21 protein-coding genes are annotated in these 23109 nt (G+C 69.7%); 7 read left to right on the forward strand and 14 right to left on the reverse strand.

What is annotated here, in order from left to right; translation table 11 throughout:
- Window positions 1–7: 7 nt before the first annotated feature.
- The 6 genes from AB0K28_RS30120 to AB0K28_RS30145 form a co-directional block, all read right to left on the reverse strand.
- Window positions 8–1057 carry an ABC transporter substrate-binding protein gene (locus AB0K28_RS30120; RefSeq protein WP_345389462.1) on the reverse strand — a complete coding sequence of 350 codons (1050 nt, stop codon included), beginning with the start codon at window positions 1055–1057 and terminating at the stop codon, window positions 8–10.
- The gene (locus AB0K28_RS30125) at window positions 1054–2061 is read right to left on the reverse strand and encodes an ABC transporter permease (protein ID WP_364376719.1); all 1008 of its coding nucleotides are present in this window, start codon (window positions 2059–2061) and stop codon (window positions 1054–1056) included. Before AB0K28_RS30125 ends, AB0K28_RS30120 begins: the two co-directional genes overlap by 4 nt.
- Window positions 2061–3545 carry a sugar ABC transporter ATP-binding protein gene (locus AB0K28_RS30130; RefSeq protein WP_345389471.1) on the reverse strand — a complete coding sequence of 495 codons (1485 nt, stop codon included), beginning with the start codon at window positions 3543–3545 and terminating at the stop codon, window positions 2061–2063. Before AB0K28_RS30130 ends, AB0K28_RS30125 begins: the two co-directional genes overlap by 1 nt.
- A 13-nt stretch (window positions 3546–3558) precedes the next feature.
- Window positions 3559–4716, reverse strand: coding sequence for an ROK family transcriptional regulator (locus AB0K28_RS30135; protein ID WP_364376721.1), 1158 nt, complete (start codon window positions 4714–4716; stop codon window positions 3559–3561).
- A gap of 179 nt (window positions 4717–4895) precedes the next feature.
- On the reverse strand, window positions 4896–5768 hold the full coding sequence (locus AB0K28_RS30140; RefSeq protein WP_345389477.1) for an SDR family oxidoreductase: 873 nt from the start codon (window positions 5766–5768) through the stop codon (window positions 4896–4898).
- Between the two features lie 51 nt (window positions 5769–5819).
- A complete protein-coding gene (locus AB0K28_RS30145) occupies window positions 5820–6878 on the reverse strand; it encodes an MBL fold metallo-hydrolase (protein ID WP_345389480.1) in 1059 nt (352 codons plus the stop codon).
- A 45-nt stretch (window positions 6879–6923) separates the two neighbouring features.
- Between AB0K28_RS30145 and AB0K28_RS30150 the strand changes: the two genes are divergently transcribed.
- Window positions 6924–7769: a glutathione S-transferase C-terminal domain-containing protein gene (locus tag AB0K28_RS30150; protein WP_364376724.1), complete on the forward strand. Its 846-nt coding sequence runs from the start codon at window positions 6924–6926 to the stop codon at window positions 7767–7769.
- Here the strand turns inward: AB0K28_RS30150 and AB0K28_RS30155 are convergent.
- A complete protein-coding gene (locus tag AB0K28_RS30155) occupies window positions 7717–9006 on the reverse strand; it encodes an MFS transporter (protein ID WP_364376727.1) in 1290 nt (429 codons plus the stop codon). The two genes, AB0K28_RS30150 and AB0K28_RS30155, sit on opposite strands and share 53 nt — an antisense overlap.
- On the reverse strand, window positions 9003–9569 hold the full coding sequence (locus tag AB0K28_RS30160) for a winged helix-turn-helix domain-containing protein (RefSeq protein WP_364376730.1): 567 nt from the start codon (window positions 9567–9569) through the stop codon (window positions 9003–9005). Before AB0K28_RS30160 ends, AB0K28_RS30155 begins: the two co-directional genes overlap by 4 nt.
- Before the next feature lie 74 nt (window positions 9570–9643).
- On the opposite strand from AB0K28_RS30160, the gene AB0K28_RS30165 reads away from it, so the two are divergent.
- From AB0K28_RS30165 to AB0K28_RS30185, 5 genes are all read left to right on the forward strand, one after another.
- On the forward strand, window positions 9644–10288 hold the full coding sequence (locus AB0K28_RS30165; protein WP_345389488.1) for a phenylalanine--tRNA ligase beta subunit-related protein: 645 nt from the start codon (window positions 9644–9646) through the stop codon (window positions 10286–10288).
- 204 nt (window positions 10289–10492) lie between these two features.
- Window positions 10493–14143, forward strand: a complete 3651-nt coding sequence (locus AB0K28_RS30170) for a multifunctional oxoglutarate decarboxylase/oxoglutarate dehydrogenase thiamine pyrophosphate-binding subunit/dihydrolipoyllysine-residue succinyltransferase subunit (RefSeq protein ID WP_364376733.1) — start codon at window positions 10493–10495, stop codon at window positions 14141–14143.
- Between the two features lie 102 nt (window positions 14144–14245).
- On the forward strand, window positions 14246–14425 hold the full coding sequence (locus AB0K28_RS30175) for a DUF6104 family protein (protein ID WP_080045373.1): 180 nt from the start codon (window positions 14246–14248) through the stop codon (window positions 14423–14425).
- A 122-nt stretch (window positions 14426–14547) separates the two neighbouring features.
- Window positions 14548–15351 (forward strand): DUF4097 family beta strand repeat-containing protein, encoded by an 804-nt coding sequence (locus tag AB0K28_RS30180; protein WP_364376736.1) that lies wholly within the window; start codon window positions 14548–14550, stop codon window positions 15349–15351.
- Complete coding sequence (locus tag AB0K28_RS30185) at window positions 15348–16100, forward strand: helix-turn-helix transcriptional regulator (protein ID WP_345389496.1); 753 nt, start codon at window positions 15348–15350, stop codon at window positions 16098–16100. The genes AB0K28_RS30180 and AB0K28_RS30185 overlap by 4 nt, the downstream gene beginning before the upstream one ends.
- A gap of 48 nt (window positions 16101–16148) precedes the next feature.
- On the opposite strand, the gene AB0K28_RS30190 is transcribed toward AB0K28_RS30185, so the two are convergent.
- The 6 genes from AB0K28_RS30190 to AB0K28_RS30215 all read right to left on the reverse strand — a co-directional run bounded on the left by AB0K28_RS30190 (window position 16149) and on the right by AB0K28_RS30215 (window position 21521).
- Window positions 16149–17009 (reverse strand): oxygenase MpaB family protein, encoded by an 861-nt coding sequence (locus AB0K28_RS30190; protein ID WP_364376739.1) that lies wholly within the window; start codon window positions 17007–17009, stop codon window positions 16149–16151.
- A gap of 75 nt (window positions 17010–17084) precedes the next feature.
- Window positions 17085–18041: a zinc-binding dehydrogenase gene (locus AB0K28_RS30195; protein WP_364376741.1), complete on the reverse strand. Its 957-nt coding sequence runs from the start codon at window positions 18039–18041 to the stop codon at window positions 17085–17087.
- A gap of 313 nt (window positions 18042–18354) precedes the next feature.
- Window positions 18355–19236, reverse strand: a complete 882-nt coding sequence (locus AB0K28_RS30200) for a hypothetical protein (RefSeq protein ID WP_364376744.1) — start codon at window positions 19234–19236, stop codon at window positions 18355–18357.
- A 47-nt stretch (window positions 19237–19283) separates the two neighbouring features.
- On the reverse strand, window positions 19284–19715 hold the full coding sequence (locus tag AB0K28_RS30205; RefSeq protein WP_364376746.1) for a type II toxin-antitoxin system VapC family toxin: 432 nt from the start codon (window positions 19713–19715) through the stop codon (window positions 19284–19286).
- A complete protein-coding gene (locus tag AB0K28_RS30210; RefSeq protein ID WP_364376749.1) occupies window positions 19702–19965 on the reverse strand; it encodes a DUF6364 family protein in 264 nt (87 codons plus the stop codon). The genes AB0K28_RS30205 and AB0K28_RS30210 overlap by 14 nt, the downstream gene beginning before the upstream one ends.
- Window positions 19966–20060: 95 nt before the next feature.
- Window positions 20061–21521, reverse strand: a complete 1461-nt coding sequence (locus tag AB0K28_RS30215; protein ID WP_364376752.1) for an acetyl-CoA synthetase — start codon at window positions 21519–21521, stop codon at window positions 20061–20063.
- Between the two features lie 273 nt (window positions 21522–21794).
- On the opposite strand from AB0K28_RS30215, the gene AB0K28_RS30220 reads away from it, so the two are divergent.
- Window positions 21795–22943, forward strand: a complete 1149-nt coding sequence (locus AB0K28_RS30220; RefSeq protein WP_364376754.1) for a serine protease — start codon at window positions 21795–21797, stop codon at window positions 22941–22943.
- The last annotated feature ends 166 nt before the right edge of the window (window positions 22944–23109 follow it).

Consider the following 23109-nt stretch of genomic DNA (forward strand, 5'->3'; position numbering starts at 1 on the left):
ATCAGGATCAGGATTCGAAGCCGAGCGCCAGGTACTTCTCGACGTTCTCCTTGGTGATGGTCTCGGACGCGAGCGTGATGGACTGGGGAACCTGGTTCTCCACCAGATCACTCATGCCCTTCCCCTGTGCTATCAGACGCGCCAGCTTGATCGCCGAGGAGGCCATGGTCGGGCTGTAGGTGACCGTCGCCTGCAGCACGGAGTTGCCCGACTGGATCTCCCGCATCGCGTTCAGCGAGCCGGCGCCGCCGACCATGATGAACTCGTCGCGGCTGGCCTCCTTGATCGCGGCCAGCACGCCGACGCCCTGGTCGTCGTCGTGGTTCCACATCGCGTCGATCTTCTTGTGCGCCTGCAGCAGCGAGGTGGCGACCTCGTTGCCGGTCTCGACGGTGAACTGCGCGTCCTGCTTGGCCGTGACGCTGAACCCGTACGTCTTCAGCGCGTCCTCGAAGCCCTTGGTGCGGTCCTGGGTGAGCGGCAGCGTGGCGATGCCCTGGATCTCGACGATCACCGGGTTCGACACGCCCTTGTCCTTGAGCTGCTTGCCGATGAAGTGACCGGCCGCGACGCCCATGCCGTAGTTGTCGCCGCCGACCCACGTCCGGTAGGCCAGCTTGTCGGGGAAGATGCGGTCGAGGTTGACGACCGGGATGCCCGCCTCGGTGGCCTGCAGCGCGACCTGGTTGAGCTGCTGGCCGTCGTTGGGCAGGATCACCAGCGCGTTCACCTTGGCCGCGATCAGCGACTCCACCGCGGAGATCTGCTGGTTGATGTCGTTGGTCGGCTCCACCGGCTTGAACTCGATGTCCGAATACTGCTTCGCGGTCGCCTCGGCGTTCTTGGCGATGGCGGCGATCCAGCCGTGGTCGGCCGCCGGGGCCGAGAAGCCGATCACCACCTTCTCGCCCGGCTGCTCGTTGCCGCCGGTGGCGGCGGGGGCCGGCTGGGGCGCCGCGCTGCTCGGCGCCGCCTCCGGCTCGTTGCTGGTGCAGCCCGCCGCCAACAGCACGGCTCCGCCGACGAGGAATCCCCTGCGCGCGACGTTGTCACTCATGGTGCTCTCTCCTTCAGGTTCCGCCGCTGGAGAAGGACGGCGACGACGATGATCAGGCCCTTGGCGATCAGCTGGTCGCTGGTGTTGAGGCCGTTGAGGATGAAGAGGTTGGTGATCAGGGTGAAGATCAGCAGGCCCAGGATCGAGCCGATGATCGTGCCCCGGCCACCCGTGAGCAGCGTGCCGCCGATGATGACGGCCGCGATGGCGTCCAGCTCGTACAGGTCGCCGTGGGTGGACGAGCCCGTCGTCGTACGCGCCATGATGAGGATCGCGGCGACGCCGCAGCACAGCCCCGACAGGGCGTACAGCAGCATCGTGTGCCTGCGTACGTCGATGCCGGCCAGGCGGGCGGCCTCGGGGTTGCCGCCCACCGCGTACGTGCGCCGCCCGAAGGTCGTGCGGTTGAGCAGGATCCAGCCCAGCACCACGACCAGCGCGAAGATGTAGACCAGCAGCGGGATGCCGAGCAGCCGGGTGGTCGACAGGTCCACGATGGCCGTGTTGTCGGCCTGGATGAGCTGCGTCTTGCGGTCGGACATGCGCTGGGCGAGCCCGCGGGCGGCCACCAGCATGGCCAGTGTCGCGATGAACGGCACCAGCCGCCCGTACGCGATGAGCCATCCGTTGACCAGCCCCGCCCCGGTGCCGACGAGGATGGCGCAGATCGCCATCACCACCGGCCCGTACGACTGGGTGGCGAGCGTCGTCGCCCACACGCTGGCCAGCGCCATGACCGCGCCCACCGACAGGTCGATGCCCCCGCCGATGATGACGAACGTGGCCCCGACCGTGATGACGCCGATCGTGGCGGCCAGCGACAGGATGCTGACGAAGTTGGAGGCGGTCGCGAAGTTCTCGTATCTGGTGACCAGGCCGACGACCACCAGCAGCGCGAGCGCGCCGATCAGCCCGAGGTGGCGCATCTCGCTCACCCCGCGGATCGACGGCAGCGCCGGCAGGCTCGCCTTCCCGGCACGCCGGTCTGTTGCGGGCTCGCTCATCACGCCGCCCTCCCATTCATGATCATGTCCAGTACGCGATGCTCGTCCAGCTCGGCCGCCTCCCCTTCGTGGATGACCTGGCCCTCGCGCAGCACCAGCACCCGGTCGGAGAGCCCGAGCACCTCGGGCACCTCGCTGGAGACCAGCAGCACGCCGATGCCCTGCTCGGCGAGGTCGCGGATGACCGCGTACAGCTCGGCCCTGGCGCCCACGTCCACGCCTCTGGTCGGCTCGTCGAGCAGGAGCAGCTTGCGGCCGCCGAGCAGCCAGCGGGCCAGCACAGCCTTCTGCTGGTTGCCGCCCGACAGGGTCCTGATCGGGCGTTCGGGGTCGGGTGGCCGGATGTCGAGCATCTCCGACAGGCGGCGGGCCTCGGCGCGCTCCCGTTTCCTGTCCAGCCAGCCGAACGTCGCGAAGTCCGGCAGGGTGCCCAGCGTGATGTTCGCGGTGACGCTCTGGTCGAGGAGCAGGGCCTGGGCCTTGCGCTCCTCGGGGGCGAGCCCCATGCCGCGGCGTACGGTGCCGACCACGCCGCGCCGCGTCCGGCGGCCGTCCAGCAGGACACGGCCGGTGGCGGGGCGGGCGCCGTAGACGGCTTCGAGGATCTCCGAGCGGCCCGACCCGACGAGCCCGGCGAGGCCGACGATCTCGCCCGCCCGCACCGAGAACGACACGCCGGAGAAGACGCCCGGCGAGGCCAGGTCCTCCACCCTGAGCACCTCCTCCCCCGGTTCGCGGCCGGCCCTGGGCGGGAAGACGTACTCGACGTTGCGGCCGGTCATCAGGGAGACGATCTCGGTGGTCGGCGTGTCGCGGGCGGACAGGCCGACCGCGACCGTGCGGCCGTCCTTGAGCACCGTCACCCGGTCGCCGATCTCGCGGATCTCCTCCAGGCGGTGGGAGATGTAGACCACGGCGACGCCCTGGGCGGTCAGCTCGCGGATGATGCGGAAGAGGTTGTTCACCTCGTCGTGGGCGAGCGCGGCCGACGGCTCGTCCATGATGATGAGGCGGGCGTCGTGGGAGAGCGCGCGGGCCATCGAGACGACCTGCTTGGCGGCCGGCGACAGCCGCCCGACCTCCACCGACGGGCGGATCTCCGGGTGGCCGAGGCGTTCCAGCACGGCCGTGGCGGCGCGGCGGCCCGCCGCCCTGTTGACGAAGCCGAGGCGGGCGTGCTCGTGGCCGAGGAAGATGTTCTCGGCCACGGTGAGCCCGTCGACCAGGTCGAGCTCCTGGTAGATGGTGGCGAAACCGAGCCTGATGGCGTCGATCGGGCTGCCGGGGCGCACGTCCGCGCCGTTGAAGCTGATGGTGCCCTCGTCCGGCTGGTGCACCCCGGCCAGTACCTTGATCAGGGTGGACTTGCCGGCGCCGTTCTGGCCGAGCAGGCAGTGCACCTCGCCCGCCCGTACGTCCAGATCGACCCCGTCGAGCGCGCGCACGCCGGGGAACTGCTTGACGATGCCCTTCATGACCAGCATCGGGGAGTCCCTTTCAGGCGTTGACGATGCGGTTGATGTTGTCCGGTGACAGGTAGTGCTCGATCGCGAGGATCCCGGCGCCCAATGCGGCGGCGTTGCTCCCCGTACGACTCGGCGTGATCGACAGATGGTGGGTGGCCAGCGGCAGCGACCGGCGGTAGACGGTCTCCCTGATGCCGGCCACCAGATGCTCGTGCACCCGCGACAGTGCGCCGCCGATGACGATGACCTCGGGGTTGAAGAAGTTGACCAGGCTGGCCAGCACCTCGCCGATGAGGCGGCCGGCCTCCCTGACCAGGCGCAGCGCCTGGGTGTTGCCCGACTGCACGAGCGCCACCACGTCGCCGCCCGACTCGGCGGGCAGGCCGAGCTCGCTCAGGCGGCGCGCGAGGGCGGCGCCGCCTGCCACGGCCTCCAGGCAGGCGCTGTTGCCGCACCGGCAGCCGGCGTCGTCGTGGCCGCTGACCCTGATGTGGCCGATGTCGCCGGCCGAGCCCTGGGCGCCCCTGTGCAGCCGGCCGGCGGCCATGATGCCGCAGCCGATGCCGGTGCCGACCTTGACGAACAGCAGGTGGCGGGTGTCGGGGAAGGCGTTGCGGTGCTCGCCCAGCGCCATCACGTTGACGTCGTTGTCCACCAGGACCTCGACGCCGTCGAAGTACTCGGGGACGGGGTAGTCGTTCCAGCCGGGCATGATCGGCGGGTTGTTGGGCCGGCCGGTGGCGAACTCGACCGGGCCGGGCACGCCTATCCCGAGCGCGCGCAGTGCGCTGCGGGGCCGTTCCGCCTGGTCGAGCAGGTGGTCGAGGCGCTGGTCCACGTGGGCGAGCACGCTCTCAGGGCCGTCGCCGATGAGCAGGCCGTCCTCGCACTCGGCGAGCACGTTGCCCGAGATGTCCATGAGCGCGACCCGGCAGTGGGTGGCGCCCAGATCCACGCCGGCGAAGGCGTGGTCCTCGGTGTGCAGGCGCAGCTGGCGCGGCGGCCGGCCACCGGTGGACTCGCCGCTCTCGGTCTCCTCGATCAGGCCGCGCTCGATCAGGGCGTCGACACGCTGGGAGATGGTGGATCTGGCCAGGCCGGTGAGCCTCGCCAGATCGGAACGGGTCGTCGCCGAGCCCGCGCTGATGAGCGTCAGCACGTCGCCGGCGGAACCCGGCTGGGGGGTCATGCCGCGACAATAAGATCACCGATGCGGCAAATCAAGAGCCTTAATCGACCAAACTCGCCTAACTTCCGCCGAAGATCGAACAAAGACCTGTTTGTGTTGAAAAAGCCACCGTTTTGACACATAGGCCCTGTCACCGCGCGGCGCGGTGACAGGGCCCCCGAGCGAGACGTGCGAAAGAACTAGAGCATGGCCTTCATGGAGTCGCCCGCGGTCAGCACGTACGGCTGCTCGGCCATCACCGACTCCCAGTTGCCCGCGATCACCTCGGGCGTGACGTCGTCGGTCTTGAAGCCGGGACCCTCCGCCACGAACACCCGCGCCACCCTGCCGCCCCCGACCGTGAACACCTCGCCGCTCGTCTCGCACGACTCGTGCACGAGGTAGGCGACCAGCGCGCTGACCCGCTCGGGGGTGAACTTGGCCTCGAACTCGGCCGGCAGCAGCGCCTCGGTCATGCGGGTCCAGGCGATGGGCGCGATGGCGTTGGCCCTGATGCCGTTGCGCGCGCCCTCGATGCCGATCGTCTTGGTCAGGCCGACCAGGCCCATCTTGGCGGTGGAGTAGTTGGCCTGGCCGAAGTTGCCGAACAGGCCGGCCGGGCTCGAGGTGTTGACGACGCGGCCGTAGCCGGCGGCCTTCATCAGCGGGTACGCGGCCTGGCTGACGAGGTAGGAGCCGCGTACGTGCACGGCCAGCACCTGGTCGAAGTCCTCGACGGTCATCTTCCCGAACGACCTGTCGCGCAGGATGCCCGCGTTGTTGACGACGATGTCCACCTTGCCGAAGGCGTCGACGGCGGTCTGGACGATGGCCCTGGCGCCCTCGGGGGTGGCGACGTTGTCGGTGCTGGCCACGGCCTGGCCGCCGTTCTTGACGATGAGGTCGGCGACCTCGGCGGCGGGGCCCGCGGACGCGCCGGTGCCGTCGAGCGCGCCGCCGAGGTCGTTGACGACGACCTTGGCCCCCCGCTCGGCCAGCAGGAGCGCGTGCGACCTGCCGAGGCCGTGCCCGGCCCCCGTGATGATCGCGACCCTGTCATCGAACCGAAGCATCGAACCTCCCAGGCAGGAGAACAACATTCTAGTACGCTTACGATAACCGGCTCAGGGCGCGCGCCACAGGTCCGGCTCGCCCGGCTCCCTGACCACTCTCCCCTTGGCCTCCAGCCACGCCAGGTGCGCCAGCGTCTCGTTGTTGGCCGAGCGCCGCATGAACGGCGGGATCGTCTCCCACGGCCGCGACCAGGTGAGCCGGGTGGCGACGTCCCAGCAGGCCGCCGCGCCGCCCTCGGCCAGCACCTGCTCGATCTCGGCCAGCCGGGCGTCGTGGTGCGCCATCACGGTGTCCACCCGCTCGGCCAGCTCCAGGAAGCGGTACTCGTGCGCGGGCAGCACCTCGTCCACCTCCAGCTTGCGCACGGCGGCCAGCGCGTCGAGGTAGTCGGCCAGCGGGTTCGGCCCCGACTGCGGGTGCACGGCCACGATCGGCGTGATCTTGGCGAGCACGTGGTCGCCGGAGAACAGCACCCGCCGCTCCGGCGAGACGAAGCACAGGTGGCCAGGCGAGTGTCCCGGCGTCCAGACGGCGCGCAGGTCCCAGCCGGGCAGCTTCAGGTCGTCGCCGTCCTCGACCAGGCGGTCCGGCTTGGCCATCGTGACCACGTGCCTGATCATCATGGAGGCGCCGGCCAGCTCGTCCAGGGTCAGGTCGGGCACGCCGCAGCGGCGCAGCAGCGCGCGCTCGCGCTCCACCAGGGAGTCGATGAGCGCGTCGTCGTAGCGTTCGCGGATGAGGCGGGCGTCGGCCGGGTGCAGCGCGATCCAGGCGCCCGACGCCTCGCGGACCCGCCCGGCCAGGCCGTAGTGGTCGGGGTGGATGTGGGTGACGAGCACGCCCTTGACGTCGGTGATCGCGTATCCGGCCACGCCCAGGCCGGCCACGAGCGCGTCGTACGCCTCGTCGGTGTTCCAGCCGGCGTCGATGATCGCCACGCCGTCGGGGAGTTCGAGTGCGTAGACCAGCACGTACCGGAGGGGGTTGATCGGGATCGGGACCGGGATGGACCACAAACCGGGACGTACGCGCTCGACGCCGGGGACGGCCCCGCCGAGCCACGCCTCCCGCTGTGCCACGTTCGCAGGGGTCACCATGAATTTCGCCACGTGCCGAATATAGTTCTGTAGCAGAATCGTGTTCTACTAGGGGTCATGAAGCTGAGCCGCGAGCTCTCGAATGATGGCCGCTTCGTCCGCCAGCCGAACCGCTTCACGGATCGGCTCGGCCCGCCCGAGCCCGGCCGCTATCGCCTCTACGCCTCCTACGCCCGCCCGTGGGCCCAGCGCGTGCTCATCGTCCGCGAGCTGCTCGGCCTCGAAGAGCTGCTGGACGTCGCGATCACCGACCCCATCCGCGACGAGAAGGGCTGGCGGGTGCCCGGCGGCGACCCCGAGTACCTCTCGGAGCTCTACCACGCCACCGACCCCGGCTACGTGGGCCGCTACACCGTCCCGTGCATCTGGGACACCCAGGACGAGCGCATCGTCACCAACGACTTCCCCCAGATCACCCTCGATCTGGAGACGTCATGGGGCACCTCGCCCAACCTCTATCCCGAGCGCCTGCGCCCCGACATCGACATCATGAACGACCGCCTCTATCACGGCCTGAACAACGCGGTCTACGAGGCGGGCTTCTCCCGTGACCAGCAGGTGTACGAGGAGGCGGTGGCCCGCGTCTTCACCACCCTCGACTTCCTGGAGGTGCGCCTGGCGGAGTCGGAGTTCCTCTTCGACACCCTCACCGACAGCGACGTGCGCCTCTACACCACGCTGGCGCGCTTCGACACGGTCTACCACACGCACTTCAAGTGTTCCGTGCGGCGGCTGGTGGACTATCCGGCGCTGTGGGCGTACGCCAGGCGCCTCTATGCCATCCCGGCCTTCCGCGAGACCACCGACTTCGACCAGATCAAGCGTCATTACTACCTCACCCAGACGAACATCAACCCGAGCCGGATCGTGCCGGTAGGGCCTGAGCTGGACTGGAGCCTCTAGCGCCGCCGGCCGGCATCCGGACGAACAGCGTCGTCGAGGCCAGCAGCACCACGACCACGACCCCCCAGGCCGTGGCCAGGCCCGCCTGGGCGGCCAGCGCGCCGAGCGCCAGGTTCGCCGCCGCGCCGCCGCCCTGCAGGGCCAGCGAGGAGGTCGAGGTCACGGTGGTGCGGTCGGCCGCGGTGACCGCCTTGTGCGTCAGCTCCAGGCAGAGCACCGAGGCGATCGCGAGGCCGACGAACAGCACGACGTAGGCCACGCCCGCGCTCGCCGTGCCCGCCGGGCCGTCCAGCTCCGCCGTGGCGGCCAGCGCGGCGACGGCCAGGGCGCTCAGCACCGTTCCCGCGATCGCTCCCCGCGCCGAGCTCCCGGTCAGCCGGGCCGCGCGAGGCGCGAGCGCGCTGCCCGCCGCGCTGCCGGCGAACCCGAGCGCCGCCACCACCGCGTAGAACAGGCTGCCGCGCTCGGCCGTGCCGGCCAGCTCGGCCAGCCGGCCCGGCGTGAGCAGCTCGACGCTCGTCAGCATGACGCCCGAGACCGCGGCGGCGCCCATCATGCGGCGCAGCACCGGCCTGCCCGCCGCCAGCCTGACGCCGGAGGCGATCGTGGCGGGCACCTCGCGCAGCACGTCCGCGAACGTCCTGCGGGCGTGCGCCGGCTCGGGCAGCGCGAACAGCACCACGACCAGCAGCACCGCGGCGGCCACCGCGCCCGCCAGCGGGGGCGCGGCCAGCGGGAACATCAGCGAGGGCGGCACCAGCAGCGGCAGGCAGCCGCCGGCCAGCACGCCCGCGCACAAGGCCACGGACTCCATCACCGCGCCCCTGGCCAGGCCCGGCCTGAGGTCGGCGTCGTGACCCTCGACGGCGTGCAGCGTGTCGACGTACCAGGAGGTGGCGGGGCCGCTGGACAGCGCCCTGGCCACGCCCTTGAGCACGCCGCTCACCAGGAACATCCAGAGCGTCGTCGACACGCTGAGCATCGCGAGCGAGACCACCGTGAAGGCGGCCGACGCGGCCAGCACCACGCGGCGCCCCACGACGTCGGACAGCCCGCCGGTGGGCAGCTCCAGGCTCAGGGTGACGATTGAGAACACGGTGGTGACCAGCCCGATCTGGGCCAGGCCGAGCCCCCGTTCGCTCATCAGCAGCACCATGCCGGCCACCATCAGCCCCATGGGCAGCCAGGTCAGGAAATTGACCAGCATGTAGCGACGCAGTGCCGATCGTGCTGTCATGACTCGTCTCTCCGCTTCTGGGGGAAGCCCCCCACGAAAACGTGGACCGGCTGCACGCCGGGGGCGCCCTCGTGGCGGGCGGCGAGCTCGTTCAGCAGGTCCTGGGCCCGCCTCAGGAACTCCGTCAGCGCCGCGGGGGGCAGCTCGAAGAGGTGGTCGTCGATGCCGGCCGCCTCGACCCACTCCGGCGACCAGGCGTCCTCGTCGAAGCCCAGCGCCGCCTCGGCCAGCACCTCGGCCTGCCGCGTCCTGATGACCTCGACCGCCTCGCGCCCGCCCGGCACCTCGACCATCTCGCGGCTGTTCCACGAGGTGTAGCGGTGGCGGGCGCGCCAGCGGCGCTCGCGGCCGTCGCGGCCTTCCGTGTCCTCCTCGATGAAGCCGTACTTGAACAGCTCGCGCAGGTGGTAGCTGGTCGAGCCCGAGCTCTCGCCGGTCCTGCGGCCGAGCTCGCTGGCCGTGGCGGGGCCTTCCGAGCGCAGCAGGCCGAGCAGCCGGCCGCGCAGCGGGTGCGCGGCCACCTTGAGCGCCTGCGGGTCACTGATCTTGTACCGGTCCTCCATGTCCCTGACGATAGGCCGCAAAGACATTTTTGCAAAGGGATTTTTGCGGTTTTTCCGGCTCCTAGACTGTGGGGATGCTCGACGACATCTGGGTTGACGACTCCGTCTTCGCACTGCGCCCCGACTTCGCGGTGCTGGTCATGACCGCACACGGCCTGCGCAACGGGCCCACGGACGACCGGTCGCGCGCCTGGCTGAAGGCGGCCGGCGAGGAGGAGATCCAGACCGCCAAGATCGACGCCTGGAAAGAGGCCTACCGCGCGTTCGGCGCCAAGCCGCAGCGCACCCGCCCCTCGGTCGACGCGCTCACCCGGCGCATGCCGCTGCCGGAGATCAACCAGGCGGTCGACGCGTACAACTCGGTGAGCGTCAAGCACGCGCTGCCCATCGGCGGCGAGGACCTCGACCACTACGCCGGCCCCGCGCGGCTCGTACGGGCCGCCGGCGACGAGCCGTCGGAGGAGGCGCTCGGTCAGCCCGAGCCAGGTGAGGTCATCTGGCGCGACGACGAGGGCGTCACCTGCCGCCGCTGGAACTGGCGCCAGGTCGTGCGCACCCGGCTCACCGAGGACACCACCAACGCGATCTTCCTGCTCGAACGCCTCGAGCCGATGTCGCTGGAGGAGCTGGAGCAGGCCGGCGACGAGCTCGCCGCGCTCCTCGCCGAGCTGTCGCCTGACGTGCGGATCGCCCGCAGACTGCTGACGCCGGGGAAATAAACCTCCCCCACAGGTGTTGATACCAAAGAGTAATAAAGGCTGCACCACCCGGATTGACTAGGGGGGCGTGACGTCTTTGCACGGTCCTGGGACGATCGTTCGAGGCGGCACGCCCTCTTGGGCGCGCACTGCCGGTCCGGGCGAGTAGCCTTGGACAGGTTCTCTAACATCAACGCCGATCTGCGGAAGAGGGCGATTTCCGCCGTGTCGTCTGAGTCGTCGCGGACAAACCCGCTGGCAAGCTTTGGTCAGAACGAATGGCTTGTCGACGAGCTGTACCAGAAGTACCTCCAAGATCCAGAGTCGGTCGACAAGGCCTGGTGGAACTTCTTCGCTGACTACAACCCTGATAACGGACCGGGCCGACCCCCGGTCAGGGAGGCGGCGAACGGCACTGTGACCGCGCCCGCGCCTCCCAAGGCGCCGCCGAAGGCGCCACCCTCGGCTCCCGCCGCGGCTGACAAGCCGAAGCAGCCGGCCACCCCGGTGCCCAAGGGCGCCGAGGAGGTCAAGCTGCGCGGTGCGGCGGCCCGCACGGCCGCCAACATGGACCTGTCGCTGTCGGTGCCGACCGCGACCAGCGTCCGTGCCATCCCGGCCAAGCTGCTCATCGACAACCGCATCGTGATCAACAATCACCTCAAGCGGGGTCGAGGCGGCAAGATCTCCTTCACGCACCTGATCGGGTTCGCGATCGTCAAGGCGCTGAAGGCCATGCCGGAGATGAACTACTCCTACGCCGAGATCGACGGCAAGCCCACCCTGGTCAAGCCCGAGCACGTCGGCTTCGGCCTGGCCATCGACGTCCAGAAGAGCAACGGCGACCGCCAGCTCCTCGTGCCCTCCATCAAGGGCGCCGAGGAGATGGACTTCCGCCAGTTCTGGATGGCCTACGAAGAGGTCGTACGCAAGGCGCGGGCCGGCAAGCTCGGCGTCGACGACTTCTCCGGCACCACGATCTCGCTGACCAACCCCGGCACCATCGGCACCGTCCACTCCGTCCCGCGCCTGATGCCCGGCCAGGGCACCATCATCGGCGTCGGCGCCATGGAATACCCGGCCGAATACCAGGGCGCATCGCCCGACACGCTGTCGCGCCTGGCCGTCTCCAAGGTCATGACGCTGACCAGCACCTACGACCACCGGATCATCCAGGGCGCCCAGTCGGGCGACTTCTTGCGCCAGATCCACCGGTTGCTGCTCGGCGAGGACGGCTTCTACGACGAGATCTTCGAGGCGCTGCGGATCCCGTACGAGCCGGTCCGCTGGGTCCAGGACATCTCGGCCTCCCACGACGACGACGTGGCCAAGTCCGCTCGCGTGATCGAGCTGATCCACGCCTACCGCGTGCGCGGCCACCTCATGGCCGAGACCGACCCGCTGGAGTACAAGCAGCGCAAGCACCCCGACCTCGACATCCAGAGCCACGGCCTGACGCTGTGGGACCTCGAGCGCGAGTTCGCCACCGGCGGTTTCGGCGGCCGCCCGCTGATGAAGCTGCGCGAGATCCTGGGCGTGCTGCGCGACTCCTACTGCCGCACGGTCGGCATCGAGTACATGCACATCCAGAACCCCGAAGAGCGGGCCTGGATCCAGGCGCGGGTGGAGAAGCCGCACAAGTCGCCCGAGCGCGACGAGCAGCTCAACATCCTGTCGCGGCTCAACACCGCCGAGGCGTTCGAGACGTTCCTGCAGACGAAGTTCGTCGGCCAGAAGCGCTTCTCGCTCGAGGGCGGCGAGTCCCTCATCCCGCTGCTCGACTCGGTGATCAGCGACGCCGCCGACGAGGGCCTCGACGAGGTCGTCATCGGCATGGCCCACCGCGGCAGGCTCAACGTGCTGGCCAACATCGTCGGCAAGTCCTACGCGCAGATCTTCGGCGAGTTCGAGGGCAACATCGACCCCCGCACCGCCCACGGCTCCGGCGACGTGAAGTACCACCTGGGCGCCGCCGGCACGTTCACCGCGCCGAGCGGCAACACGATCACCGCCTCCGTGGTCGCCAACCCCTCCCACCTGGAGGCGGTCGACCCGGTGCTGGAGGGCGTCGTCCGGGCCAAGCAGGACCTTCTCGAGCGCGGCGAGGAGGGCTTCACCGTCCTTCCCGTCCTCGTCCACGGCGACGCGGCCTTCGCGGGCCAGGGCGTGGTGGCCGAGACGCTCAACCTGTCGCAGCTGCGCGGCTACCGCACCGGCGGCACCGTCCACGTCGTGGTCAACAACCAGGTCGGCTTCACCACCTCGCCCGCCTCCTCCCGCTCGTCGGTCTACGCGACCGACGTCGCGCGGATGATCCAGGCGCCGATCTTCCACGTCAACGGCGACGACCCCGAGGCCGTCGTGCGGGTGGGCCAGCTGGCCTACGAATACCGCCAGGCGTTCCGCAAGGACGTCGTCATCGACCTCATCTGCTACCGCCGCCGCGGCCACAACGAGGGCGACAACCCCGCCTTCACCCAGCCGCTGATGTACGACCTCATCGACGCCAAGCGCTCGACCCGCAAGCTCTACACCGAGGCCCTGATCGGCCGCGGCGACATCACGGTCGAAGAGGCCGAGCAGGCGCTGCGCGACTACCAGGCCAAGCTGGAGCAGGCGTTCACCGAGGTCCGCGAGGCGGCGAAGAAGCCCAAGGAGGCGGCCGCCATGCGGGTGCCGCCCGCCGAGGTCGTCAAGTGGTCCCACGCCGACACGCCGACGGCGATCAGCGACGAGACGCTCAAGCGCATCGTCGACACCCAGCTCAGCCTGCCCGAGGGCTTCACGCCGCACCCGCGTCTCGCGCCGGTGCTGCAGCGCCGCGGCCAGATGGTCGAGCAGGACTCGATCGACTGGGCGATGGGCGAGACGCTGGCCTTCGGCTCGCTGCTGATCGACGGCCACCCGGTGCGCCTGGTCGGCCAGGACTCCAGGCGCGGCACGTTCACCCAGCGCCACGCCGTCCTCGTCGACCGCATGACCGGCGCCGACCACACGCCGCTCAAGACCTTCAACCAGGGCACCACGAAGTTCTACGTCTACGACTCGCTGCTCAGCGAGTTCGCGGCGCTCGGCTTCGAATACGGCTACAGCGTGGTCAGGCCCGACGCCCTGGTCTGCTGGGAGGCGCAGTTCGGCGACTTCGTCAACGGCGCCCAGACGATCATCGACGAGTTCATCTCGTCGGGCGAGCAGAAGTGGGGCCAGAGGTCCTCGGTCGTGCTGCTGCTGCCGCACGGCTACGAGGGTCAGGGCCCCGACCACTCCTCGGCCCGCATCGAGCGCTTCCTCCAGGTGTGCGCGCTCGACAACATGACCGTCGCCCAGCCCACCACGCCGGCCAACTACTTCCACCTGCTGCGCTGGCAGGTGGAGTCCGAGCGGCACAAGCCGCTGGTGGTCTTCACGCCGAAGTGGCTGCTGCGCCACAAGGCGGCCACGTCCAAGGCGTCCGACTTCACCTCGGGCACCTTCCAGCCGGTCATCGGTGACACCACCGTCGACCCGGCCAAGGTGACCAAGGTGGCGCTCACGTCCGGCAAGCTCTACTACGAGCTGCTCGCGCAGCGCGAGAAGAGCGGGCGTGACGACGTGGCGCTGGTCCGGCTCGAGCGGCTCTACCCGTTCCCGGCGGAGGAGCTGGCGGCCGAGCTGACCCGCTACGGCGCGCAGGCCGAGCTGGTCTGGGCCCAGGACGAGCCCACCAACATGGGCCCGTGGCCGTACCTCACGCTCAAGCTGGCCGAGGACCCGCAGGTGCTGGGCGGCCGGTCGCTGCGCCGGGTGTCGCGGACGGCCAACAGCTCGCCGGCGACCGGTTCGCACAACGCGCACGACCGGGAGCTCGAGGAGATCCTGCACCAGATCTTCGGCTGAGCATTCAGGTGATCGACGGTGAGCCCCCTGCCCCTCGTGGCCGGGGGCTCACTGCTGTCAGTCAGACGGGGCGGCGTCGCCCCGGGTAGTCGAGGGAGAACGATGTACTTCACCGATCGGGGGATCGAAGAGCTGGTCGAGCGGCGTGGCGAGGAGGAGGTCAGCCTGCTGTGGCTGGGCGAGCGGCTGCGCGAGTTCGTCGATCTCAACCCCGAGTTCGAGACGCCGATCGAGCGGCTGGCCACGTGGCTGGCCCGGCTCGACGACGACGAGGACGACTGACGGCCGCCCGCCTGAAGGTGTGCGGCGGTAGTCTCGAAGCAAAACGCGATACATCTTGAGTCTCGGGCGAACGCGACATATCGTGTCTTGTGTAGGGATGACGTCAGGGAAAGGGCGGGAGCATGCAGCAGTGGACGATCGACGCGCCGGACCGGCTCACCTTCGACCAGGTCGACGACCTCGACGTACGCATCGTCGCGGGCCGGCTCGACGTCCTGGCCAGTGACGGGCCACCCACCCTGGAGATCGCCGAGATCGCGTCGGCCTCGCCGCTCCTCGTCACGTACGACGAACTGGCCCGCACGCTCACCGTCGCCTACCGCGACCTCACCTGGGACGGCCTGCTCGGCTGGCTGCGCCGCGACCAACGCAGAACCGTGCTGTCCATCGCCGTCCCCAAGACCTGCCGGGTCAAAGCGGGCGTCGTCACGGCGCCGGCCGTGGTCGCCGGGTTCGAGCGCGTCACGGACGTCAAGAGCGTCTCCGGCGAGATCGTGCTCGACGGCGTCAGCGGCGAGGTGACGGCCAACACCGTATCCGGCCCGGTCGAGACCCGCGCCATGGACGGCGACCTGTCGTTCATCAGCGTCTCGGGCGACCTCACCGTGGCCGACGGCACGCCGCACCGGCTCAAGGCCAACACCGTCTCCGGCCGCATCACCGCCGACCTGTCACTGCGTCCCACCGGACACGTGACCATCAACAGCGTCTCCGGTGACATCCTGGTCAGGCTGCCCGAGAACGTGGAGGCGGACGTCACCGCCCGATCCACCTCCGGACGGCTCGTCAGCACGTTCGAGGAACTGTCCACCAAGAGCTCCCCCGGCATGAAGTCGATGTCCGGGCGGCTCGGCGGCGGCATGGCCTCGCTGTCGGCCACCACGGTCTCCGGCGAGGTCACGCTGCTCAAGGGAGAGAAGGAATGAGCCCTGTCTTCGGTCACGGCCGGCTCCGGCTGTACCTGCTCAAGCTGCTGGACGAGAGCCCGCGCCACGGCTACGAGGTCATCCGGCTGCTCCAGGACCGCTTCCTCGGCGTCTACTCGCCCTCCCCCGGCACCATCTACCCACGCCTGGCCAGGCTGGAGGAAGAGGGCCTGGTGACGCACGAGGTGGTCGAGGGCAAGAAGGTGTTCTCCATCACCGACAAGGGCCGCGAGGAGCTCAACGACCGGCTCGACGAGCTCGCCGACCTGGAGCAGGAGATCTCCGCCTCCGTCCGCGACATCGCGCGCGAGGTCAAGGAGGACGTCCGCGACACCGTACGCTCGCTGCGCGACGAGCTGACCAGGATGGCCAAGGACGTGCGCACCGGCGCCGCCGAAGACACCAGGCGGCTGCGCCGCCAGCAGAAGGAGGACCTCAAGCGGCTGCGGGACGAACAGAAACGCCAGTGGATGGAGCACGCCTACCACTGGCAGGACGAAGGTGAGCGGCTCAGCAGGGAGTGGCGCAGGATCTGGCAGGAGGCGTGGAGCACGCTCGGCGGCCCACCGCCCGGCGGCCCCGCCGGCCGCGCCGACCTGGACGCCGAGCTGGGCGAACTGCTCGCCGACTTCGTCGGCCAAGCCCGCCGCGACGCCTCCGAGGCCCGCCTGACCCCCGACAAGCTTGCCGAACTCCGCACAACCCTCACCGAAAGCGCCACCCGCATCCGCGAAATCCTCGACCGCTGACCCACCCACCCCTCTGGCCGGCGCGGGTCTCCTCCGGCGAACGTGGAGTCAGGCGGAGCGGACGTGCCGAGGGGCCGGGCGGTGGGTGCGGCGGGCGGCTCGGCGGGCCTGGTAGGCGAGCGGCATGTAACGCAGGCGTTCCGGGAGGCGCGGGTTGAGCATCGCCACCGCGTGGCCCAGGTGGCGTAAGCGGCGTTCGTCGCGGGCCGTCCAACGTAAGCCGAGCCTGCGCCGGACAGCCGGTGGCAGGGTGCCGACCGTGAGGAAGGACGTCAGCTCCCCCGCTCCGGCCCCCACCGGCCGCCACAACCGCCGCAGCGGAGCGGGCAGTCCGGGCGGCGCGGGGGTGCCGCGCATGGCGGCCAGCACGTCGAGGGCGGTCGGGTGGGCTTCGAGCCGCTCGGCCACCATCCTGTCGAAGTACGCACGGAACGCCGGCAGATCGGCGGGCACCTCACGCTCGGGCACCCGCAGGATCGCCCCGAGTTGCCGCGACTCCTCGTAGAACCGCTCCAACTGACCCTTCGTGTACGGGGTGCCGAAATAGCGGTTGAGCGTGATGAACCGCTCGAACAACGTCAGATGCACCCAGGCCCACGCCTCACCGTTCAGAGCGTGGTAGCGCCGGCCCTGCTCGTCCACACCGCCGATCGGCTCGTGCAGCCGCCTGAGCCGCTGCCCCTCGGCGGGCCCCTCGGCGCCGCCGTACACCCACTTCTGCACGGAGATCAGCGTGCGCTGCAGCCGCCCCCACGGATCCTGCTTGTACGTCGAGTGCTCCCCCACCGCGGCCCCCACGGCCGGATGCATGGTCTGCAGCACCAGCGCACTGCCCGCGATGAGCAGGTTGCGGTACTCCCCGGCGGTGTCCCAGTGCATCGAACCCGGGCCGAACGGCACAACGTCCACGCTGATCACTCCTGGGTGAGACGCCTCATCCTTCTTGTATCACCCAGGAGTCAGCATAAGTAACTTGTCACTTATCTAACGGGTGAAAACGATCTTCCCGAAGATCTCCCCCGACGCCAGCGCGGAGAACCCGTCGCGTGCCTCCGCCAGCGGCATCGCCCGGTCGACCACCGGCCGCACCCCCGTCTGCTCCAGGAACACCGCCAGCCGCCGCAGCTGCTCCCGCGTCCCCATCGTCGAGCCGACCACCGACAGCTGCAGGAAGAAGACCCGGTTGAGGTCGGCGGGCGGCACCGCGCCACTGGTCGCCCCGCACACGACGATGCGCCCGCCCGGCTTGAGCGACTTGAGCGAGTGGTCCCACGTGGCCTGCCCGACCGTCTCCATCACCGCGTCCACCCGCTCGGGCAGCCGCGCCCCCGGCTCGAACACCTGGTCCGCGCCCAGCTCCAGGGCCGCCGCCCGCTTGCCCTCCGTCCGGCTGGTGGCCCAGATCCGGTAGCCGGCCGCCCGGCCCAGCGCGATCAGCGCCGTCGCCACGCCGCCGCCGGCCCCCTGCACGAGCACGGTCGAGCCCGGCTCCAGCCCAGCCTTCTCGAACAACATCCGGTACGCGGTCAGCCACGCCGTCGGCAGACAGGCGGCGTGCTCGAAACTCAGCGCCGCCGGCTTGGGCACCAGGTTTCGCCGCGGCACCGCCACCCGGTCGGCGAACGTGCCGTCGTGCACCTCCGACAGCAGCGAACGCTTCGGGTCGAGCGTCTCGTCGGGACCGGAGCCGATCACGGAGTGCACGATGACCTCGTTGCCGTCCTCGTCCACGCCGGCGGCGTCACACCCCAGCACGATCGGCAGGCGGTCCTGGCGGATGCCGACGCCCTTGAGCGTCCACAGGTCGTGGTGGTTGAGCGCGGCGGCGCGTACGGTGACGGTCGTCCACCCGTCCGGCACCTTCGGCTCGGGGTGCTCGCCCAGCGTCAGTCCGGCGAGCGGGTTGTCGGGATCGATCTGCGTGGCGGTAACGGCGAACATGGCCGCACCCTACTTCAGCCCACCCCCACACACCCACCTACCGAGCCGCAACCATCAGCGGAAAGGAGGGGAGAGAGAGCTAGCCCACCACCGGAGATCACCGCCACGTGTCCGGCGATCAGGTCACGAATCCGGTTACGGGTGAGCACCCCGGAACTGTCAGACCCTACGGGGAAGCGCTCACCCCTCACCCCCTCTGTCAGGTGGCGCGATGGGAGGTGATGAGCCGGACCCTCTCGAAAAAGCGCTCACCTCCCGCCGCCTCCGTCAGGTGACGGTGACCTGGGGGTCGGGGCCCTGTGAAAGGAGGTGGTCAGCGCAGGGTGACACGAAGGTCGTTGAGGACGGTGCGGCGGAACTCGGGTGGGCCGGTGACCGCTACCAGGACGTCGCCGCGGCAGACCATCTCGCCGCGCCGCCCGGGGCCGTCGGTGACCGCCGGCATCTTGGCCTTGGACGCGCAGTCGGGCGTCGGGACGAGTGCCACCAGCTCGCCCATCCCGCCGCCGAACCACAGTTGCGGCCCCGCGGGATAGCCCTGCACGACCGTGCCGGGCGGGGCCAGCCGGACGTCCTTGCCGGCCGCCAGCACGAGGTAGCCGTCCTTGGTCACCCGGCCCTTCATCTGGCGGGCCAGCGTCATCCGCTGCTCGAACGTCAGCCCCGGCCCTCGGTCATAGACGGCCAGCCGCCACGGCCCGAACGCGAACAGCAGCACCTGCCCGTAGGACCCGCCACCGGCCTGCCGCGGCCAGAGGGTGACGTTGGAGGTGAAGCTCCTGATGGGCTGCCCGCCCCGGGTGATCTCGACCTCACCGAGGTAGGGAGCGACGAACTGCCGGAACCGCCCGTCGACCCACCCGCCCCAGAACGGCCGCGACCCCATCTCAGCGAGCCCCAGCTCGGCCGGATAACGCACCTCACCCCGCGCGCCGTCGGGGAACACGACCCGCAGCACCCGGTCGCCGCCCTTGCGGGTGGCGGGCGCGGTGAGGATGTTGGGCTCGCTCTGCACTCTGGTGAGGGACCGGATCGGCGCGGGCGTCGGCCCCTCGGCGTCGGTCATGGGGGCGGGCTCGCGCCGGTTGAGCAGGTTGACGGCACAGATGACCACGAGCGCCACCACCACCGTCACGCCGACCCACCGGCGGCGGCCGCGCCCCCCTGCCTCGATGACGTCGAACCGGTCAGCCACCGACGTTCCTAGCCGAGTAGTGCTGGCTTGCGCCCTTTGTCCTCAGTTCAGTTGAGCGGCGACCGCCAGCGCAACCCCTCGAACCGGGCGAAGTCGGTATCGCAGGTCACAAATTCACAACCGTGCTCGATGGCGAGCGCAGCGAGATAGGCGTCGGGGATGAGCTTTCTGCGGGCGTCGGTCTGCTTGCAGAGCCTCGTGAAGATCTCCCAGTGACGCTCCCCGGGGGCGACGACGATGGCGTGGCGTTGGTTGCGGACCTGCTCGGCGAAGGCGAGGATCTGCCGCATGGTCGGTGGGGGGTCGCAGTGGATCGCCGTGATGCTGAGCACCCGGATGAACCCGTTGATCACGAAGTCGGAGACCGCGTAGGCGGACTCGCCGTTGACCTGTTCCTCGAGCAGCTTGTGGCAGACGACGTGGTGCGGCGCTTCCGTGCGGAAGGCGTTGACGAGGATGTTGACGTCACTGAGCAGCATCGTCGTGCACCTGCCCATACTTCTCGATGTCGTCTTGCTCCATCAGGAAGTGGATGTACTCGGGGGTCAGCTCGATCCCCGGCTTCAGTTTCGCGTTGCTGGTGACGAGCTCCACGCGGGGCCGTTCGGCCGCCTCCGTGGAGCGGTTGAGCAGTTGGCGCAAGGCGTCCTCCATCACTGAGGTGAGACTTCGTCCGTTTCTGGCCGCGTACGCCTTCGCCTCGTTGAGGAGCGCTTCGTCGATGCGCACTGTTGTCCTCCGCATGGCTCCAGCGTGTGCCGGTGACATAAAAATGTCAAGAACAAACAGTAGTCACATCGTCACAGCTTTGCACTCACTTTGCGTCACCACGAAGCCACATTGACCTTGCCGTCCGTGACCACCCGCACCTCCTGCCCGACCAGCTCCCGCGACTCGGCCTCGGCCAGCAGCTCCTCCTCCGTGACCACCGCGTAAGCCCGCCCGGAGCCCGGCACCTCCACCACGACGAACCCCTTCTCGAAGCCCCCGTCCCGCCCGTGCGCCACCGTGTACCCGGCCACCACACCACGCCCCGAATAGGCCGGAACCAGGGGCACCTCCGTGCCGACGTGAACGGGCGCGGAGTCCCCCGCCCGTCCGCCCGGCGAGCTGGACCACACCGCGCTGCTGTGCTTGGTCAGGTGCATCCCGACTCCGGTCACCAGCCCGTGCCCCGGCTGGGCGCGCAGCAGCCCGGCCATGGTGGCCGTCGAGTGCAGCACGTAGTCGCTCGCGGGCCCGCCCGCGTACGGCAGCCCGCCCGTGACGGTGAGCCCCCGCCGGTCGAGCGGGTCGAACCCGAGCGCGTCACACGCCTGCCGGAGCGCGACCGCGAAGCAGCTGTAGACGTCGAGCGCGTCCATGTCGCCGAGCCCGAGCCCGGCGCGGTCGAAGGCGGCGCGGGCGGCTGCGCCGGCGGCCGGCGACAAGCCCAGCGAGGGCCGCGCGGCCACCTCCCAGGTGTCCTCCGCGTACGCCCACCCCCGCAGGTACACCCGCTGCTCGGCGGGCACTCCCAGCCGGTCGGCGAGCCCAGAGCCGGCGAGCACGACGGCCGCCGCCTGGTCGACCTCCAGCACGGCCACGGTGGAGCGCGTGTACGGCCAGCCGACGTACCGCCGGTCGGCGGCGAGCTCGCCGGCGGTGCGCACGGTCCGCCGCCACGCATGGGGGTTGGCGGCGGCCACTTCCGTCATCGGCGCCATCATCAGGGCCCGTTCGCGCACCTCCTCCTCGATCGTCACCCCGAGACGGGCCCGCCGGGCGGTCTCCATGATCGGGTAGGTGTGCACGGGCAGGAACAGCCCGTGCGCCAGCGCGGACGGGTGCGGCGGGCGCTCCCACCCGTACGGCGGTTTGGGGTCGGCCGGATGGCTCCACGGCACGTGCTCCCCCGCCTTCCTGTACGCCCGCCGCGTCGCCAGCGCCTCGGCTCCGGCCACGAGCGCGCTGTCGAACTCGCCCGCCGCGATCCCGGCCGCCGCCGCCCCGATGAGGAGCTGCGGCGCGGTGCCGCCGACGGCCGAGTACGCGCGATGGCGTGGCGCGGCCCCGAGCCGCTCCGCGAGCCGGCCGACGGGCGAGTCGTACTGCCAGGAGTCGGTCCAGACGACCTGGAGCGAGCCGAGCCGCGAAAGAGGCAGCCGCGCGTCGTCGGCGGCCTCGCGCGCGACCGACTCCCACAGATCGAGCGGTTCGGGGCCGGGTTGTTCGCGAATGGTGCGTTGCGCGATGCCGATGAGACAGGGGGTGCGTGGATCCATGACCACAGCTAACCAGAACATCGCTCTGTTGATAAGCACCGCACGTCGAGTGGCGCGTGATAATAACGGTTACCACTGATGTTCAGGACAATAAAACACGGCTCTGACCAGCGAAGATACCTACAGACGAGACCAGCGACTTAGCTATTCGGATAACGGAACGGAACCGTCCCATGCTTTTTCTCGTCGCTTTATGGCGACCCAGGAGCGCCATTCATTAGCGTTTCGAACGTTTTCCTGGCCCACCGGGGCGCAGTACCCCGCTCTGGGCCGCCGAAAGCCGAGAGGAGCTCCATGTTTTCCCGAGCAAGGCGCATCGCGATCCCCCTGGCCGGCCTGATGGCCTTAGGGCTCACGGCAGGGACGGTCAGCAGCGCCGCGGCCAGCACCGCGACAGGCACGACGAGCACGACGGCACGCTCCGACGTCATCTCCAGGAACGCGGCCACCCCCGCGGAGCAGGCCGTCCAGTTCTGGACCCCCGACCGCGTCAAGCGAGCCACCGACTACGACGACGGCGTCGACGTCTCCACCAGGGGCGTCAAGGGCAGCAACGACACCCCCGACGGCCCGCCCGGCTCCGTCCCGCCGATCGGCGGGGAGAAGAGCGGCAAGACCAAGAAGAGCAAGCAGGTCAACCTGCCCAACTCCGTCGGCCGGGTGTTCTTCACCCTGCCGAAGACCGACCCCCGCAACCCGAAGAACTGGCGCTACTGCTCGGCCAGCTCCGTGCAGGGCAAGTACCGCAACCTCGTGGCGACCTCGGCCCACTGCGTGTACGACACGAAGAAGAACACCTTCTACGACAACTGGGTCTTCATCCCGTCGTACTGGGACGGCGACACCGCCTGGACCGGCAAGGCCCCCTACGGCATCTACGCCGCCAAGACCTTCAACGCGCACGACGACTTCGTGGTGAAGGAGGACTACGACTACGACTACGCGTTCGTCAACGTCTACAACGGCATCAAGGTCAACTGGGAGAAGTCCGGCAACCGGTGGCGGTGGACGGTCAAGAACGTCGGCAGGCTCGGCGACAACGTCGGCGGTCAGGGCTTCACCTGGAACAGGAGCACCAAGCTGAACGTGTTCTCGTTCGGCTACCCCGCGGGTGAGCACCCCGACGGCGACAAGCCGTTCACCGGGCGCACGATGAAGTGGTGCTACGGCAAGACCAAGGCGATGCCGGAGGCCAAGAAGTACAACCTCCAGGAGCACATCGGCGTCAAGTGCTCGTTCACGGCCGGCGCGAGCGGCGGCCCGCTCCTCTACAACTACAAGAGCGCGTCACGCACGGGTTACCTCGTCGGCGTCAACAGTGTCGCGTGGGACACCGACGGCAACGACCGCTACGACCACATCTCCTCGCCGTACTTCAACGGCGACACCTACAAGGTCTACAAGGCCGCGGCCAACCGCTGGACCGGCAACATGCCGCGGTGATCGAACGGCGCCCCGGGCCCCGGTTCCCCTGGTTCCGGGGCCTCCAGCCATGCCCAAATGCGATCGCGCCGAGCACCGGCGCCCCGGGCCGCGCCACACACAATTCCAGGTACGCCAAACCCGCCCCCGACCTGCGGAAACACAGCAAGTTAATGATCATTTACGC

It is taken from the genome of Nonomuraea sp. NPDC049504, assembly GCF_040676845.1.
In the GTDB taxonomy this organism is placed as follows: Bacteria; Actinomycetota; Actinomycetes; order Streptosporangiales; family Streptosporangiaceae; genus Nonomuraea; species Nonomuraea salmonea.

Excerpts from the sequence above, each read along its gene's own strand:
- AB0K28_RS30120 (WP_345389462.1), bottom strand. The coding sequence starts at position 1,057 with ATGAGTGACAACGTCGCGCGCAGGGGATTCCTCGTCGGCGGAGCCGTG.
- AB0K28_RS30125 (WP_364376719.1), bottom strand. The coding sequence starts at position 2,061 with ATGAGCGAGCCCGCAACAGACCGGCGTGCCGGGAAGGCGAGCCTGCCG.
- AB0K28_RS30130 (WP_345389471.1), bottom strand. The coding sequence starts at position 3,545 with ATGCTGGTCATGAAGGGCATCGTCAAGCAGTTCCCCGGCGTGCGCGCG.
- AB0K28_RS30135 (WP_364376721.1), bottom strand. The coding sequence starts at position 4,716 with ATGACCCCCCAGCCGGGTTCCGCCGGCGACGTGCTGACGCTCATCAGC.
- AB0K28_RS30140 (WP_345389477.1), bottom strand. The coding sequence starts at position 5,768 with ATGCTTCGGTTCGATGACAGGGTCGCGATCATCACGGGGGCCGGGCAC.
- AB0K28_RS30150 (WP_364376724.1), top strand. The coding sequence starts at position 6,924 with ATGAAGCTGAGCCGCGAGCTCTCGAATGATGGCCGCTTCGTCCGCCAG.
- AB0K28_RS30155 (WP_364376727.1), bottom strand. The coding sequence starts at position 9,006 with ATGACAGCACGATCGGCACTGCGTCGCTACATGCTGGTCAATTTCCTG.
- AB0K28_RS30160 (WP_364376730.1), bottom strand. The coding sequence starts at position 9,569 with ATGGAGGACCGGTACAAGATCAGTGACCCGCAGGCGCTCAAGGTGGCC.
- AB0K28_RS30165 (WP_345389488.1), top strand. The coding sequence starts at position 9,644 with ATGCTCGACGACATCTGGGTTGACGACTCCGTCTTCGCACTGCGCCCC.
- AB0K28_RS30175 (WP_080045373.1), top strand. The coding sequence starts at position 14,246 with ATGTACTTCACCGATCGGGGGATCGAAGAGCTGGTCGAGCGGCGTGGC.
- AB0K28_RS30180 (WP_364376736.1), top strand. The coding sequence starts at position 14,548 with ATGCAGCAGTGGACGATCGACGCGCCGGACCGGCTCACCTTCGACCAG.
- AB0K28_RS30185 (WP_345389496.1), top strand. The coding sequence starts at position 15,348 with ATGAGCCCTGTCTTCGGTCACGGCCGGCTCCGGCTGTACCTGCTCAAG.
- AB0K28_RS30195 (WP_364376741.1), bottom strand. The coding sequence starts at position 18,041 with ATGTTCGCCGTTACCGCCACGCAGATCGATCCCGACAACCCGCTCGCC.
- AB0K28_RS30205 (WP_364376746.1), bottom strand. The coding sequence starts at position 19,715 with ATGCTGCTCAGTGACGTCAACATCCTCGTCAACGCCTTCCGCACGGAA.
- AB0K28_RS30215 (WP_364376752.1), bottom strand. The coding sequence starts at position 21,521 with ATGTTCTGGTTAGCTGTGGTCATGGATCCACGCACCCCCTGTCTCATC.
- AB0K28_RS30220 (WP_364376754.1), top strand. The coding sequence starts at position 21,795 with ATGTTTTCCCGAGCAAGGCGCATCGCGATCCCCCTGGCCGGCCTGATG.